8 protein-coding genes are annotated in these 14,069 nt (G+C 41.1%); 2 read left to right on the top strand and 6 right to left on the bottom strand.

Translation table 11 applies throughout. The features are described 5' to 3' along the window. Positions 1-35: 35 nt before the first annotated feature. Positions 36-425 (bottom strand): DUF1499 domain-containing protein, encoded by a 390-nt coding sequence (locus QUD05_RS25590; RefSeq protein WP_289798539.1) that lies wholly within the window; start codon positions 423-425, stop codon positions 36-38. A 51-nt stretch (positions 426-476) separates the two neighbouring features. Further along, on the bottom strand, positions 477-656 hold the full coding sequence (locus QUD05_RS25585; protein WP_289798538.1) for a hypothetical protein: 180 nt from the start codon (positions 654-656) through the stop codon (positions 477-479). 141 nt (positions 657-797) lie between these two features. Here QUD05_RS25585 and QUD05_RS25580 point away from each other — a divergent pair, with 141 nt between their 5' ends. After that, on the top strand, positions 798-2,126 hold the full coding sequence (locus QUD05_RS25580; protein WP_289796639.1) for an IS701 family transposase: 1,329 nt from the start codon (positions 798-800) through the stop codon (positions 2,124-2,126). 67 nt (positions 2,127-2,193) lie between these two features. Here the strand turns inward: QUD05_RS25580 and QUD05_RS25575 are convergent, their stop codons facing one another. Further along, positions 2,194-8,541 carry a putative Ig domain-containing protein gene (locus QUD05_RS25575; RefSeq protein ID WP_289798537.1) on the bottom strand — a complete coding sequence of 2,116 codons (6,348 nt, stop codon included), beginning with the start codon at positions 8,539-8,541 and terminating at the stop codon, positions 2,194-2,196. A 403-nt stretch (positions 8,542-8,944) separates the two neighbouring features. On the opposite strand from QUD05_RS25575, the gene QUD05_RS25570 reads away from it, so the two are divergent. Beyond that, positions 8,945-10,093 carry an alanine--glyoxylate aminotransferase family protein gene (locus QUD05_RS25570; RefSeq protein ID WP_289798536.1) on the top strand — a complete coding sequence of 383 codons (1,149 nt, stop codon included), beginning with the start codon at positions 8,945-8,947 and terminating at the stop codon, positions 10,091-10,093. Positions 10,094-10,210: 117 nt separating this feature from the next. On the opposite strand, the gene QUD05_RS25565 is transcribed toward QUD05_RS25570, so the two are convergent. The 3 genes from QUD05_RS25565 to QUD05_RS25555 all read right to left on the bottom strand — a co-directional run bounded on the left by QUD05_RS25565 (position 10,211) and on the right by QUD05_RS25555 (position 13,588). Beyond that, a complete protein-coding gene (locus tag QUD05_RS25565) occupies positions 10,211-10,744 on the bottom strand; it encodes a DUF4231 domain-containing protein (RefSeq protein WP_289798535.1) in 534 nt (177 codons plus the stop codon). A gap of 618 nt (positions 10,745-11,362) precedes the next feature. Further along, positions 11,363-12,775 (bottom strand): hypothetical protein, encoded by a 1,413-nt coding sequence (locus tag QUD05_RS25560; RefSeq protein WP_289798534.1) that lies wholly within the window; start codon positions 12,773-12,775, stop codon positions 11,363-11,365. Positions 12,776-13,264: 489 nt separating this feature from the next. Next, positions 13,265-13,588: a hypothetical protein gene (locus QUD05_RS25555; RefSeq protein WP_289798533.1), complete on the bottom strand. Its 324-nt coding sequence runs from the start codon at positions 13,586-13,588 to the stop codon at positions 13,265-13,267. Between the last annotated feature and the right edge of the window lie 481 nt (positions 13,589-14,069).

Raw genomic sequence — 14,069 nt, 5'->3', positions numbered from 1 at the left:
AGTCTTTAATCTCCAATCCTTAGTTCAATTACAAATTACTTGAAATTGGCTCTAATCGTCTCTATTCGTTTACGATTAACACCTAAATCGCTTTGACCTAAACGTGAAGCTGAACGCACATGGATAACATTGGCATTCCGGTCTAGATAGAATTCTACATCATCCACAAATCCCAGTAAAGCACTTTTAAATTCTGCATATAAATAATCTTTACTTTCGGTAATGATTTTGGTTCTTGGTAAAGACTCAATAATCTGTTTAAGATTAGTAATCGCTTCTTCTGGAGTAGATGTAAAAGTCAGTGGTGCAATTTGGTGAGATGCATCTGTACTCTGACTAGAAACGCAATTGGGGGAATTAGGGCAGGGTGCTAATTTACCGTTGTTAATCCCTAAATTATTTGGTCGTTTGCCAGCAAAAACCATAATTATGTCTCCGGGTAAGTGAATAAATATACTCTCACATATTTGTTTGAATCACTGTAATACTTTGCTGTAATCGCATCTTTTGTCACTAAAACATCGGTGATGCGATCGCTCAAAAACCTTAAGTTGTGTAGTAGTTGTGTAGGTTGGGTTGAGGAACGAAACCCAACATTTCCATAGCTTTGTTGGGTTGCGCTTTGCTTCACCCAAGCGTATTGCTTTATGACTCATATTTGACTTTTTCATAAAAAAGCCTGTACTAACTGCTCACTAAAGCTTACAGGCTATATTACACCTATCCCTCTTCTGTCACTTTCCGGGTATTCTGAATAAAAGAATAAAAAAATAAAACCCTGAAAGGTAAGTAGGTCAATGGATGTAGAATTACAAATCTTGAAACATTTGGCAAGAGATGCTCACCCAACAGTTGCCACCATAGATGAATATTGTGCAGAGTATAAAGACCTGTTTAGAGAAGTAAGAAATTATGAGTGCTTCAAATATTTACATCTGGGAATAATGTCCCAAATTCAAAGAAAATCATTACCAGAGATAGCGAAAGTTGTAAGTATTAACTCAGCTCAGTCATTACATCATTTTCTAGCCAATTCAGATTGGTCAGTAAATAAGTTAAAACAACGAAGATTAAATAGATTGAAGAAAGAATTAGATGGTCAAGCAATTACAGTAGTCATAGATGAAACCGGAGATAGAAAAAAAGGTAAAAAGACTGATTATGTGGCTAGACAATATTTGGGAAGCGTGGGGAAGATAGATAATGGGATAGTTTCAGTTAATGCTTATGGAGTTTACTCTAATATAACTTTTCCATTAATTGTAAAAGTATTTAAACCAAAAGGAACACTAAAGGAGTCAGATAAATACAAAACGAAAATAGAGTTAGCATCAGAAATTATTACAGAGCTAATTGAATCAGGGTTTAATATTGAATTAGTACTGGCTGATAGCTTATATGGTGAAAGTAGTCAATTTATTAGAAAAATAGCTGAATATAATTTAGCTTATGTTGTATCAATTAGAAGTAATCATGGAGTTTGGTTGCCAGCAGGAGAAAGGGTTAGGGCGAATAAATGGTGTAAATTTGAGAGAACATTTAGCAATCAAAAATCAGAAGTTAGATACATTAGGGAAATAATTTATGGTAAAAAAAGAGCCATAACTTACTGGGAAATAACTACTGATCCAGAAACCATGCCAGAAAATTCTACTTCTTTTGTGATGACAAATCTTCAAGGTAATCTCAAGAAAACTTTAGGCGACTTATATGGATTAAGAACCTGGGTAGAATATGGTTTTCGGCAGTGTAAACAGGAACTAGGCTGGACAGATTACCGTTTCACCAATTTCCAACATATTGAGAGGTGGTGGGAGATTATTTTTTGTGTTTACACGATGATTAGTTTAAATTCTCCCGCCTTCTTAGGCTTAAATCAATCTCGTCAAATTGAGACTGAGGCAGAAGAAAATAGTGATGTTGATTTTTCTAATCATCCGCAATGGAACCGCGAATACGGATGGAAAAATACTTTAAATAATCTGCGTCTAATTATCCAACCACTCTTACTATTTTGGTTGATTTATCCCTGGTTAAGCATTTTCCCTAATTCACACTTATTGCTAGGATTCAATCATTTAATTGCTGCAATGAATCAATTTAAACCTGGTTATGGTTCTGGATAATTTAACTTATTTACTACTTGCTTATTCCGGAAAGTGACAGAAGAGGGCTATACCGAGTTACTTCAGACTAGGCGATACTCAAATTAACCCGGACAATCAAATCGTTGTAATCTCGATCGCCGCCATTTGCCAAATCCTCAAAGCCAAAAGCGTTATTCCCTAACAGGCGAATATGATCTGCTTTGTCAGTGTTAGCGCCCAAGAAGGAAAAGTAAACTGCCGGATCGTTATTGGGATTGCTATCAAGAATTGCATCAGCCCCGGCATTAACAATGATAAATGGGACGAAAATAGCACCAGGTTGGAAATTACCTGTAAAACTTGCTGTACCTTCGTTAGCCACACTCAAATCAATACCAGCGACACGGTTACTAATCGCAGCTTGAGTATAACCCGCCTGTCCAACCAGCACATCTGCTGTACCATCGCCATTGGTATCGATGCCACCATTCTCATCAGTTATCTGATAAAAGCCGACAAAGTTGTTAAAAGCTGCTTCTCTATGAACCACAAATTCGGCTTTTACCAATTGTTTCACATCCCGTAAATCAATTAGTTCGGGTTCATATTTTCCTTGAAGACCAGTACCTAGAGGTGGATCTTGCTCTGTTGCTGCAATCTTGACAACCAAATTCTGGAAGTTGAGAGAAAATCCTGTATCGTCCACATTCGTATCCGAGGAAAAAAGCACCTGAGAAAATGGGGTTTGTCCAGATAGCACCGCCTGAGTGGTGCTGCTACGGATTAAATAAAATCTTAGATTGCTCTCAGAGTTGAATTCCAGTAGGCTGCTGAGGTCAGTGGGATTAAAACCATTGGGTAGTTTGACAAGAGATGAAAGAAGCACTGTTGCCCGTTGGAGAGCTAGTTCGGTGTAATTTGCAGCACCAGGGGCTACACCGTTAATCCTACCTTCTGCATCGTCAACGACAAATACACCCAGTTCATTGACTTCTTCAGAGGTGTTGCTTTTAATCTTGACCGAGAGTTTGGCTTTTTCACCGTTAACTTGATTTTTGATCGTAAAGATATCACCTGTAATTCTTGTGAGTAGGCTGATTGATTCAGTCTCAGCAGTAATCCCTTGAGCAACGGTGAGTGCAAATACATCACTGACTTCAGCCCCAACCGAATCTTTGACGATAACTTTGATGTTCAAGCTACCCAAGTTATTATTCGTCGGAACGCCGCTGAAAGCACGCTTATTAGGATTGAAGGTTAACCAACTGGGTAGTGGGTCGCCGTTGTCTAAGGTAGCAGTGTAAGTTAGGGTATCTTCAATATCTACATCGCTAAAGGTGTTTTCAGGGATGGTGAAGTTAAAGGTAGTTTCTGCCGTAACTTTTTGGTCAGCGATCGCTCGATCTACAATTGGTGGATTGTTGGCTTTTGCAATTGTGAGTGCAAATACATCACTAATTTCAGCAAGAGCCGGATCTGTGGCAGTGACTTTAATGTTCAAGCTACCCACATGATCATTCGTAGGAGTGCCGCTAAAGGTAAGCTTATTAGCATTGAAGCTTAACCAACTAGGTAATGGATCGCCATTGTCTAAGGTAGCAGTGTAAGTTAGGGTATCTTCAATATCTACATCGCTAAAAGTGTTTTCAGGAATGGTGAAGTTGAAGGTAGTTTTTGCTGTGGCTTTTTGGTCAGCGATCGCCCGATCTACAATTGGTGTGCTATTGAACTTAGCAACTGTCAATACAAACACATCACTGACTTCATCCCCAGAAAGATCCTTGACTGTGACTTTGATATTCTGATTACCCAAATTCTCCATCGTCGGAGTACCACTAAAATTCCGGGTAGCAGAATTAAAAGTTAGCCAACTGGGCAGTGGATCGCCGTTTTCGAGAGTAGCAGTGTAGGTGAGGCTATCGCCAGCATCGATATCAATGAAAGAATTTTCTGGGATAGTGAAATTAAACTGCGTATTTATGACTACCTTTCGATTAGCGATCGCTTCAACTAACTCTGGTGCATCGTTAACGTTCTTAACAGTGAGTGCAAAATCATCGCTGACTTCAACCCCAAAAATATCCCTAGCAGTAACTTTAATGTTGAAGTTACTCACATCAGCATTTAAGGGAGTGCCATTAAAGGTTTTGGTAGCAGCATTGAAGCTTAACCAACTGGGTAGAAAATCCCCGTTTTCGAGAGTGGCAGTGTAAGTGAGGCTATCGCCAGCATCGACATCAATAAAAGTGTCTTCTGAGAAAGTGAAATTGAAAACCGTGTCTTCTGTTGCTTCTTGGTTTGCAATTTCATTCATCACCTCTGGTGCATCATTGGCGTTTTTAACAGTGAGTACAAACACATCACTGACTTCAGCAAGAGAAGTATCTGTGGCAGTAACTTTAATATTCAGACTACCCACATCTGCATTTAAGGGAGTGCCACTGAAGGTTTTAGTATTAGCATTAAAGCTCAACCAACTCGGTAGAGCGTTGCCGTTTTCCAAGGTTGCAGTGTAGGTGAGATGATCGCCAGCATCGATATCAATGAAGGCGTCTTCTGAGAAAGTGAAATTGAAAACCGTGTCTTCTGTTGTTTCTGGATCTGCAATTTCATTCCCCACCTCTGGCGCATCGTTGGTGTTGTTAACGGTAAGTACAAAAACATCACTGACTTGAGCAAGAGCTGGATCTGTAGCAGTAACTTTAATGTTCAGGCTACCCACGTTTGCATTTAAAGGAGTACCATTAAAGGTTTTGGTCGCAGCATTGAAGCTTAACCAACTGGGTAGAGAGTCACCGTTTTCGAGAGTAGCAGTGTAGGTGAGACTATCGCCATCGATATCAATGAATGTGTTGTCAGGGATAGTGAAGTTGAAAACTGTGTCTTCTGTTGCTTGTTTATCTGCGATCGCCTGAAATACCTCTGGCGGATCGTTGGTGTTGTTAACAGTGAGTACAAAAACATCATTCGCTTGAGCAAGAGCAGTATCTGTGGCGATAACTTTAATGTTGAGGCTACCCACGTTTGCATTTAAAGGAGTGCCACTGAAGGTTTTGGTTGCAACATTGAAGCTTAACCAACTCGGTAGAGAGTCACCGTTTTCGAGAGTAGCAGTGTAGGTGAGAGTGTCGCCAGCATCGACATCCTTAAATGTGTTGTCTGGGATAGTGTAGTTGAAAACCGTGTCTTCTGTTGCTTGTTGATTAGCGATCGCATTTGCCACCTGTGGCGCATCATTGGTGTTATCAACAGTGAGTGTAAAGACATTACTTGCTTGAGCTTGAGCAATATCCGTAGCGATAACTTTGATGTTCAGACTACCGACGTTTGCACTGACGTTTTCATTTAAGGGAGTACCACTGAAGGTTTTGTTAGTAGCATTGAAACTTAACCAACTCGGCAGAGGGTTGCCGTTTTCAAGAGTGGCAGTGTAGGTGAGAATGTCTCCAGCATCGACATCAATGAAGGTGTTTGCGGGGATTGTGAAATTGAAAACTGTGTCTTCTGTTGCTTGTTGGTTAGCGATGGGCGAAGCTACTTGTGGCGCATCATTGGTGTTCGCAACTGTCAGTGTGAATACATTACTCGCTTGAGCTTGAGCAATATCCGTGGCGGTAACTTTGATATTCAAGCTACCGACGTTTTCATTTAAGGGAGTACCACTGAAGGTTTTGTTAGTAGCATTGAAACTTAACCAACTCGGCAGAGGGTTGTCGTTTTCAAGAGTGGCAGTGTAGGTGAGAATGTCTCCAGCATCGACATCAATGAAGGTGTTTGCGGGGATTGTGAAATTGAAAAATGCGTCTTCTGTTGCTTGTTGAGGAGTGATGGGCGAAGCTACTTGTGGCGCATCATTGGTGTTATTAACAGTGAGTGTAAATATATTACTCGCTTGAGCTTGAGCAATATCCGTGGCGGTAACTTTGATATTCAGGCTACCAACGTTTTCATTTAAAGGAGTACCACTGAAGGTTTTGTTAGTAGCATTGAAACTTAACCAACTCGGCAGAGGGCTGTCGTTTTCAAGAGTGGCAGTGTAAGTGAGAATGTCTCCAGCATCGACATCAATGAAGGTGTTTGCGGGGATTGTGAAATTGAAAACTGTGTCTTCTGTTGCTTGTTGAGCAGCGATGGGCGAAGCTACTTGTGGCGCATCATTGGTGTTCGCAATTGTCAGTGTGAATACATTACTCGCTTGAGCTTGAGCAATATCCGTGGCGGTAACTTTGATATTCAGGCTACCGACGTTTTCATTTAAAGGAGTACCACTGAAGGTTTTGTTAGTAGCATTGAAACTTAACCAACTCGGCAGAGGGCTGTCGTTTTCAAGAGTGGCAGTGTAAGTGAGAATGTCTCCAGCATCGACATCAATGAAGGTGTTTGCGGGGATTGTGAAATTGAAAAATGCGTCTTCTGTTGCTTGTTGAGGAGTGATGGGCGAAGCTACTTGTGGCGCATCATTGGTGTTATTAACAGTGAGTGTAAATATATCACTGATTTGAGCAAGATAAGTATCCGTAGCAGTAACTTTAATGTTCAAGCTACCCACATTCTCATTTAAGGGAGTACCACTGAATGTTTGAGTAGCAGCATTAAAGCTTAACCAACTGGGTAGAGAGTCACCGTTTTCGAGAGTGGCAATGTAGGTGAGAATGTCTTCAGGATCTTGATCTTGGAAGCTATCTGAGATTGTGAAGTTGAAGTTTATGTCTTCTGGAGTCTCCTTATCTGCGATTTCGTTCACTAGCACTGGATTTTGGTTAACCCTGTAGCGTGCCACCGCAAAGTTATTGGCGCTTACTCCCGCGACTATTACCGTACCATCGTGTTGGATAAGAGCATAGGCATTATCAGTAGTATTTGTGCCGATATCAGTAGTGATAATGCCAGTAGTATTGAAATTAGTGTCAAGAGTACCATTGCTGTTGTAACGTACTAAAGCAAAGTTATTGCTACTCGAACCCCCCACAATAATTTTGCCATTAGCTTGCACGCTAACGCTGTAGGCTATGTCAGTACCGCCCAAGTTAGTAACCACCTTACCAGCAGTACCAAAGCTGGTGTCGAGACTACCATTGCTGTTGTAACGTACCACAGCAAAGTTACTGCTACTCACTCCCGCCAGCAGAATCTTGCTGTCAGCTTGTACGCTAACGCTGTAGGCGGTGTCCGTGGTATTAGTACCAATATCAGTAATGACCTTGCCAGTAGTACCAAAGCTGGTGTCGAGACTACCATTGCTGTCGTAACGTACCACAGCAAAGTTACTATTACTCACTCCCACCACTAGAATTTTGCCATCGTCTTGCAGGGTAATGCTTCTAGCAATGTCAGTACTGCCCAAGTTAGTAATGACTTTGCCAGCAGTACCAAAGCCGGTGTCGAGAGTACCATTGCTGTTGTAACGTAAAACAGCAAAGTTACTATTACTCACTCCCGCTAACAGAATCTTGCCATCGTCTTGCAGGGCAACGCTGTAGGCGATGTCACTACTGCCCAAGTTATTAATAACCTTGCCAGCAGTACCAAAGCTGGTGTCGAGAGTACCATCGCTGTTGTAACGTAAAACAGCAAAGTTACTACTACTCACTCCGGCTACCAGAATCTTGCCATCGTCTTGTAGGGCAATGCTGTAGGCTATGTCAGTACTGCCCAAGTTAGTAGTGACCTTGCCAGCAGTACCAAAGCTGGTGTCGAGACTACCATTGCTGTTGTAACGTACCACAGCAAAGTTATTATTACTCACTCCCGCTACCAGAATCTTGCCATCGTCTTGCAGGGCAATGCTGTAGGCCATGTCAGTGGTATTAGTACCAATATCAGTAGTGATTTTGCCATCACTATCAAAGCTGTCATCAAGAACTACAGGTAGAATTGAAGCGTAGGCTGTTATTACTTCTTGCCCAAACGCTAAACGAGGAACAATAGGCGCTGTAGAAACCTCCAGTTCCCAATCACCACCTAATGCAGCACTCCCTGTCAAGTCATCAGAGGCCGCTACTACTGCACCTGTCAATTCGCTCAGACAGCGTATAAATAATACACCTGCCTCGTTTCGAGCGACTTTGCAACCATACAGCAGTAGTTGTGCATCTTCACTCAAAGCATTTGCCCAACCCATAAGTTGGGCTGCGTAACGATTGAGCGTTTCGTTGTTGAGTTGACTTTTGCCCAAATAGATGCACCCAGGTGCGCCGTGGGAAACAATGTGCAGACTATTGACTCCCTGATAAGACTCCAGCACTTGACTAATTTGCTCAATGCCATCTTGATTGGCATCTAAGACTACAACTGAGGTATCTGGTAATACACCCATCACCAGACTTTGGTAGTCATCAACTTGTGGGTCAATAAAAACTAGACGAGTAGGATACAAGTCTAAAGTTGGTTTAATATTAATGCTGTTAGATATTTTGTGTATAGTAAAGTTTTTATTGCTACTATGCTTTATCATAATTGTCCAAGAGTAAATCCCTGATATTCAGCAAAAATGAAACTTTTTGCTGATGTTTCTTGTAGTTGCTTTCACTTTCAATGTAGGAATAAAATAAATCCTTTCCCTCGGTAAATCCACCAGTTTAATTAATGAAGATTTAGAAATTTTGGGCATAGAAAATAGCTGAAACTTTTGATAAAAAACTCAGTACACATCTATAATCCCGGCATTGCATATTTGCGGGATGATTTAGCAACGTCCAAAATTTTCCCCAGTTTCTCCTGCTTGCCTCAATTCATACCACTGTGCGCTGCAATGCCCTATTTCCAGATTTCCTGTTCCCTCCCTACACAAGTAAGTTCAGGAATCAAATCGGATTCCTATATGATCCGGTAAGTATCGTCTAAATGAAGAGAGATTTATGACGCAAACAATTTCAATTAACGACTCTGGGCGCTTGCAACTCACGCCGCTAGAAATCCCATCTCGTCTGCTGTTGGGGCTAGGGCCATCTAATGCCCACCCCACAGTTCTCCAAGCGATGAATACTTCACCCGTTGGGCATCTTGACCCAACTTTTCTCGCACTCATGGATGAAATTCAGTCGTTGCTACGGTACGTATGGCAAACAGAAAACTCACTTACCATTGCAGTCAGCGGTACGGGAACAGCTGCAATGGAAGCAACCATCGCCAATGCTGTAGAACCTGGTGATGTAGTTTTAATTGGTGTAGCTGGTTACTTTGGTAATCGCCTCGTGGATATGGCTGGACGTTATGGCGCTGATGTGCGAACCATTACCAAACCTTGGGGACAAGTTTTTAACTTGGATGAACTCCAAACTGCCTTAAAAATTCATCGTCCTGCTATCTTAGCTCTAGTTCATGCCGAAACTTCCACTGGCGCACGTCAACCGTTGGAAGGGGTCGCTGATTTGTGTCGTGAATTTGGCACTTTGTTATTAGTGGATACGGTGACAAGTTTGGGCGGTGTCCCTTTGTTTTTGGATGCTTGGGGAGTTGACTTAGCCTATAGTTGTAGCCAAAAAGGGTTAGGTTGCTCGCCTGGTGCTTCTCCTTTTACAATGAGTTCGCGTGCTTTTGAGAAATTGCAACAGCGGCAAACGAAAGTTGCAAACTGGTATTTAGATATGTTGTTGCTGGGCAAGTATTGGGGCGCTGAACGCACCTATCACCACACAGCACCCATTAATTTATACTATGCATTGCGGGAAGCACTGCGTTTGCTTGCAGAAGAAGGATTAGCAAATTCCTGGCAGCGGCATCAAAAGAACGTAGAATATCTCTGGGAAGGTTTAGAGAATTTAGGACTAAGTATGCACGTTGAGCAAGAGTATAGATTGCCAACGCTCACCACTGTACGCATTCCAGAAGGGGTAGATGGTAAAGCGATCGCTCGGCAATTACTCAATGAACATAATATTGAAATTGGCGGTGGTCTTGGCGAACTGGCTGGTAAAGTTTGGCGCGTCGGATTGATGGGCTTTAATAGTCGAAAGGAAAGCGTTGACCAACTCTTAGCAGCACTACGGCAGGTTTTACCTAAGTAGTTTTGATGGAATTTGGTGCGTTAACAGTAGCTTAACGCACCTGATACAAAAGGCGATCGCGCTATAGCATTGTTTGAGAATTGAAGAAAAGCTGATACGCTACAGTTGTATTTGCTGTTAATTACTTTTTCTATTTATTCCATCAGCTACATTGTTCTCCCAAGTCTCATGACCTTGTGACCATATCTCCATTATTCGATTGGAAAATTGACAAATTTTTTCCTCTTCATTTGTTATTTGTGAATAAACACCAGCAGCTTGTAAATATAAAAACTTTTCTACTTGTAGCTTTTGTTCTACCCCTCGTGAATGTACCCAAACTTTCTGAGAGGCTGTTTGAGTTAACAATGTGGTAGAGAGAGTAGCAAGCCCACTAATAATCGGAACAGCCCAATTTAATTGCTCAATCTTTTTACTTGCAGCGATCGCAGAAAGAATAGTTACAGTTGCAGCAAGAAAAATACTTGAATATTTGAGTCCCTGAAACCAACGTTTTTGTTCAAGAGCTTCCTTTTTAAAATGCTGGATCAGGCGTTCGCATTCCTCAATGGATTCCTTCTGTTTTTGTGATAAAGGTCGTGGGAATATATTTGTTGAGTCTTTCTCACTATCCTGCTTGTTGAGGTTAACTATCTGACTTTCTTCTGGCATTTTTTTTGCTACTAGTAAATATCAAATTGCACATTTTGAGTTTCATCAGTTTTAACCCAATCTATTGAAGAATTGCTATAAATATTTTTAAACTATCTAATGTTCACTGTGAGAAAAAACCCACAAATAGCAGAGGCAAGAGTATTAGGAGAGAAACGATCAAAACAAGGGTTGCTTAGCTCAACTTTAATGTGGTTCTTTTGTGGATCGCGCATTTGGCACTCTCTTAAACAATAAGTATATTAACTAAGCCTAAAAGATGTTTACTTTTTTTCCAAACTCAATGGGGTTTAGAAGTGTAAACTTTTTACCCCATCAGCTTATTTCTTCCAAGGCAATTTAGTACCCATTTCAGTTAAAGCTGAGAAGATAAGATAGAGAATGAGTAACCCAGCAGCCGCAAAGAAAGCAAGTAAATCGTTATCCATAAATGCCCCACGCTAAAACTTCGCTAATCATAACGGAATTATCTAATCTTGAGCATTTTTCTGAGTCTGCAATCTTTGAGCTTCTGGGTGCAAACTGTACCAGCCATACCAGTGAATACTTTTCGGATAAACCCAACAATCTCTCTTTTGGTTTGGGGAAAAGGTTAAAGGGGAAGGGGTAAAGGTAAATTCAAACCCTTTCCCTTTCCCCTTTCCCCTTTAACCAAAAAGTATTGCTATACCAGTGACGAACTGCTAGCCAAACCGCTGAAAGCAAACCTGCTAAACTAAGAGTTAGTCCGCTAAACGGTATTAATAATCCAAAAATAGGTAGCACTGCTCCAGCAATAGTAGCAACGATCGCAGCTAGAGAAGCTCTGTGGCTAGCTCCCAATCCCCATGTTAAAATTAGTAAAATGATGGAAATTAAAGTCCAAGCCAACTGAGGATTGATAACGCGGGCTAGATAGGTCAAAGTTAATAGACAAGCAAAGAAAATACTACCAGCGATCGCAATATTTCTAAAACTCATTGGCAGTGATAAATATAACAACAATATCCACCACAAAAATATTGCTGGTGCGAGTAATAAAAGACGCGGAATAACCCCCGTATGACGAATAGGTTCGGTGTTGGTAAAAACTCCAAATGGATTTTTAACTGAAACATTATCGTCAAATTGCCAAGTAAATTGCGTACTGCGTCCGTCAGATTTAATCTCATCAGGTTCAATACCACTGGCAAAATTAGCCGGAGCAAAGTTAGCAATTGCTATGAGGCGGAAGTTAGAAAGCAACTGTCCCGCTGAACTATAAACCCAGCGAGGTCCGCCTCTAGCCTCATAGGTAACTCGAAAGGTGGTTTCTTCCGCTGGTTGCAGCCGGAAGGGAAAACCATAGTCTCCTGGATTGGTTTGTTGTAACCTAGTCCCGTCACGCTCGATTTTGTAGCTCTTAAGCAGTATGGAGCCGTTGGGTGGCGGTGCTTCAAAGAAAAAATTATTAATATCCTTAAGTTGGTTAACTACTTTATAATCGGCAGTATAATTTGCCCGATAAATTGAGCTACGACCTGGAACATCTACGCTTTGGTCAAGCTTGACTTGAATTTGCGAACCAGCCAACGTCATGAAGCGGGTGATCTCTCGTGTTTCATTTACCTTGACTATTTTGCCATTGACTTGGGTGTTATAGGAGTATGGCTCTCGAATCGAGTAGCGGACTTGAGGCGCAAATTGTTCAAGCTTTTCACCTGCAACACTTTCAGCCACTTGAGCCACCTTTGCTTGTTCCCAGTGGTGATAGCGATTGCTTAAAGTTGAACAGAGAAAAAATCCCGGTACTAACAGAACTAATACTAGAGTTAAATGCTGTAATCCCCGCAACAGTTGGGAATAACGAACAGCCCATTCGCCAATAAATATGAATTGTTCCGGCTGGCTACGACGCAGAGAAAAACTGATGAGTGCGATCGCAACTCCTAAAGCTACAATCAAAAATACTAATAACAGTGAAGCTTTGAGCGCCTGGGTTCCAAATTGAACAAGCTCAACTGGATGCGTCAAATCGGGTAATCCGGGAATACCTTGAGCAGAAGATGACATTGGTTGATTTTTGCAGAATTTGGAGAACCAGACCAATAAAATCTCTTAAAAGTTTCTGGATAATAGTTTTATTTGATACCTAGACAGTTTAAATAAGTGCTGCGTTGGCGTAGGTATCACTCTCTCCCTGGCTTTCTCGACTGTAACTTTTTATAAACACCAAAAACCCGGTCATGAAGACCGGTTCTTGAGGGAAAACAATGGGGATATATTCCCCGAAGGTTAGTTATAGAGGTTCAGTATAATATCGATGCNTCTGATATTTACTACCACGCCATTGTTACCCATTCCGGAAAATTAGCTAAGAATTTTTGACTAGTCTTCTTTGATCTCCTAAAATACAGCAACCTACTGGTAACATCAGCGTGTAGGATTGATAAATATTAATTTTCCGGCTTTTGCTGATGAACAATGCATTTGGTAGCTGGCAAGAATGGCTAACAGTATTCACCTATCTAGGTTTTACCGTCTTCATTATCTGGCGCGTGTTTACCGCCGAGAAGAATTAAAAAAGCTGCATATCATCTCACCAGGGCCTTTTTGCTCAAAGGGCAAAACAGTCCCAGCTTGTTGAACCTTGACTCGTTCGCGACAATTGTAAACCTCTGTAGGTCTTTTTATGCCATCTACGCTAACAATTGCCTTGTATTCCCAATAATTTTTGGCACTTCGGCTGATACTGAGAATGCAAATTTGGTGGCGGAGACCGTCGTAGACAGCGTAATTGCGGCATACAGACGCAAAAGCCGGATGTACCACGGAGAAAGGTAGTATTAATAGCAACAGAAACATTATGTATTTAATCCTGCTCATAAAAAATTGTTTAACATTATTTGGAAATATTATTAGATTTTTCAACCCTTTGAGTTGATTCAATTACTTTTCCTAGTTTGACAGACCAGAGATTGCAACTCCATAGCACACAATGCATGAGAGCAGCAGCAAAAAAGCTCACAATGTTTTATGTACTATTTTCCGCTAAAGTTTACTAAGCTCAATTGAACCATATGCAAACGCCTTCTTTACTTTGAGGGTCAAAATCTAGTACAACACGGCTTACATAAACCATATATTCCAAATAAATGAAACAGTTATACTGGATTCATTTTGAATTTTGAATTTTAAATTTTGAATTCCGCCTTGCAGTAGTAGTGCGTCTGTTCATGTACCATACCCTAATACCAATTCGTAATATCCTGCGGGAAGCCGCACTTAGTGCGTTTATTTATATTAATTGAGAAAGTCAGATTACATCTGGCTGGGTTCCTACCATTTGTATCTGTAGTCTGATTTT

It is taken from the genome of Nostoc sp. GT001 (assembly GCF_030382115.1).
Lineage (GTDB): Bacteria > Cyanobacteriota > Cyanobacteriia > Cyanobacteriales > Nostocaceae > Nostoc.
Note: the sequence above shows the minus strand (reverse complement) of the source record. Positions and strands in the feature narration are given on the sequence as shown.

What these genes read in the sequence shown, in the direction of transcription:
- QUD05_RS25560 (WP_289798534.1), bottom strand. Translation starts at nt 12,775, where the DNA reads ATGTCATCTTCTGCTCAAGGTATTCCCGGATTACCCGATTTGACGCAT.
- QUD05_RS25570 (WP_289798536.1), top strand. Translation starts at nt 8,945, where the DNA reads ATGACGCAAACAATTTCAATTAACGACTCTGGGCGCTTGCAACTCACG.
- QUD05_RS25575 (WP_289798537.1), bottom strand. Translation starts at nt 8,541, where the DNA reads ATGATAAAGCATAGTAGCAATAAAAACTTTACTATACACAAAATATCT.
- QUD05_RS25555 (WP_289798533.1), bottom strand. Translation starts at nt 13,588, where the DNA reads ATGAGCAGGATTAAATACATAATGTTTCTGTTGCTATTAATACTACCT.
- QUD05_RS25590 (WP_289798539.1), bottom strand. Translation starts at nt 425, where the DNA reads ATGGTTTTTGCTGGCAAACGACCAAATAATTTAGGGATTAACAACGGT.
- QUD05_RS25565 (WP_289798535.1), bottom strand. Translation starts at nt 10,744, where the DNA reads ATGCCAGAAGAAAGTCAGATAGTTAACCTCAACAAGCAGGATAGTGAG.
- QUD05_RS25580 (WP_289796639.1), top strand. Translation starts at nt 798, where the DNA reads ATGGATGTAGAATTACAAATCTTGAAACATTTGGCAAGAGATGCTCAC.
- QUD05_RS25585 (WP_289798538.1), bottom strand. Translation starts at nt 656, where the DNA reads ATGAGTCATAAAGCAATACGCTTGGGTGAAGCAAAGCGCAACCCAACA.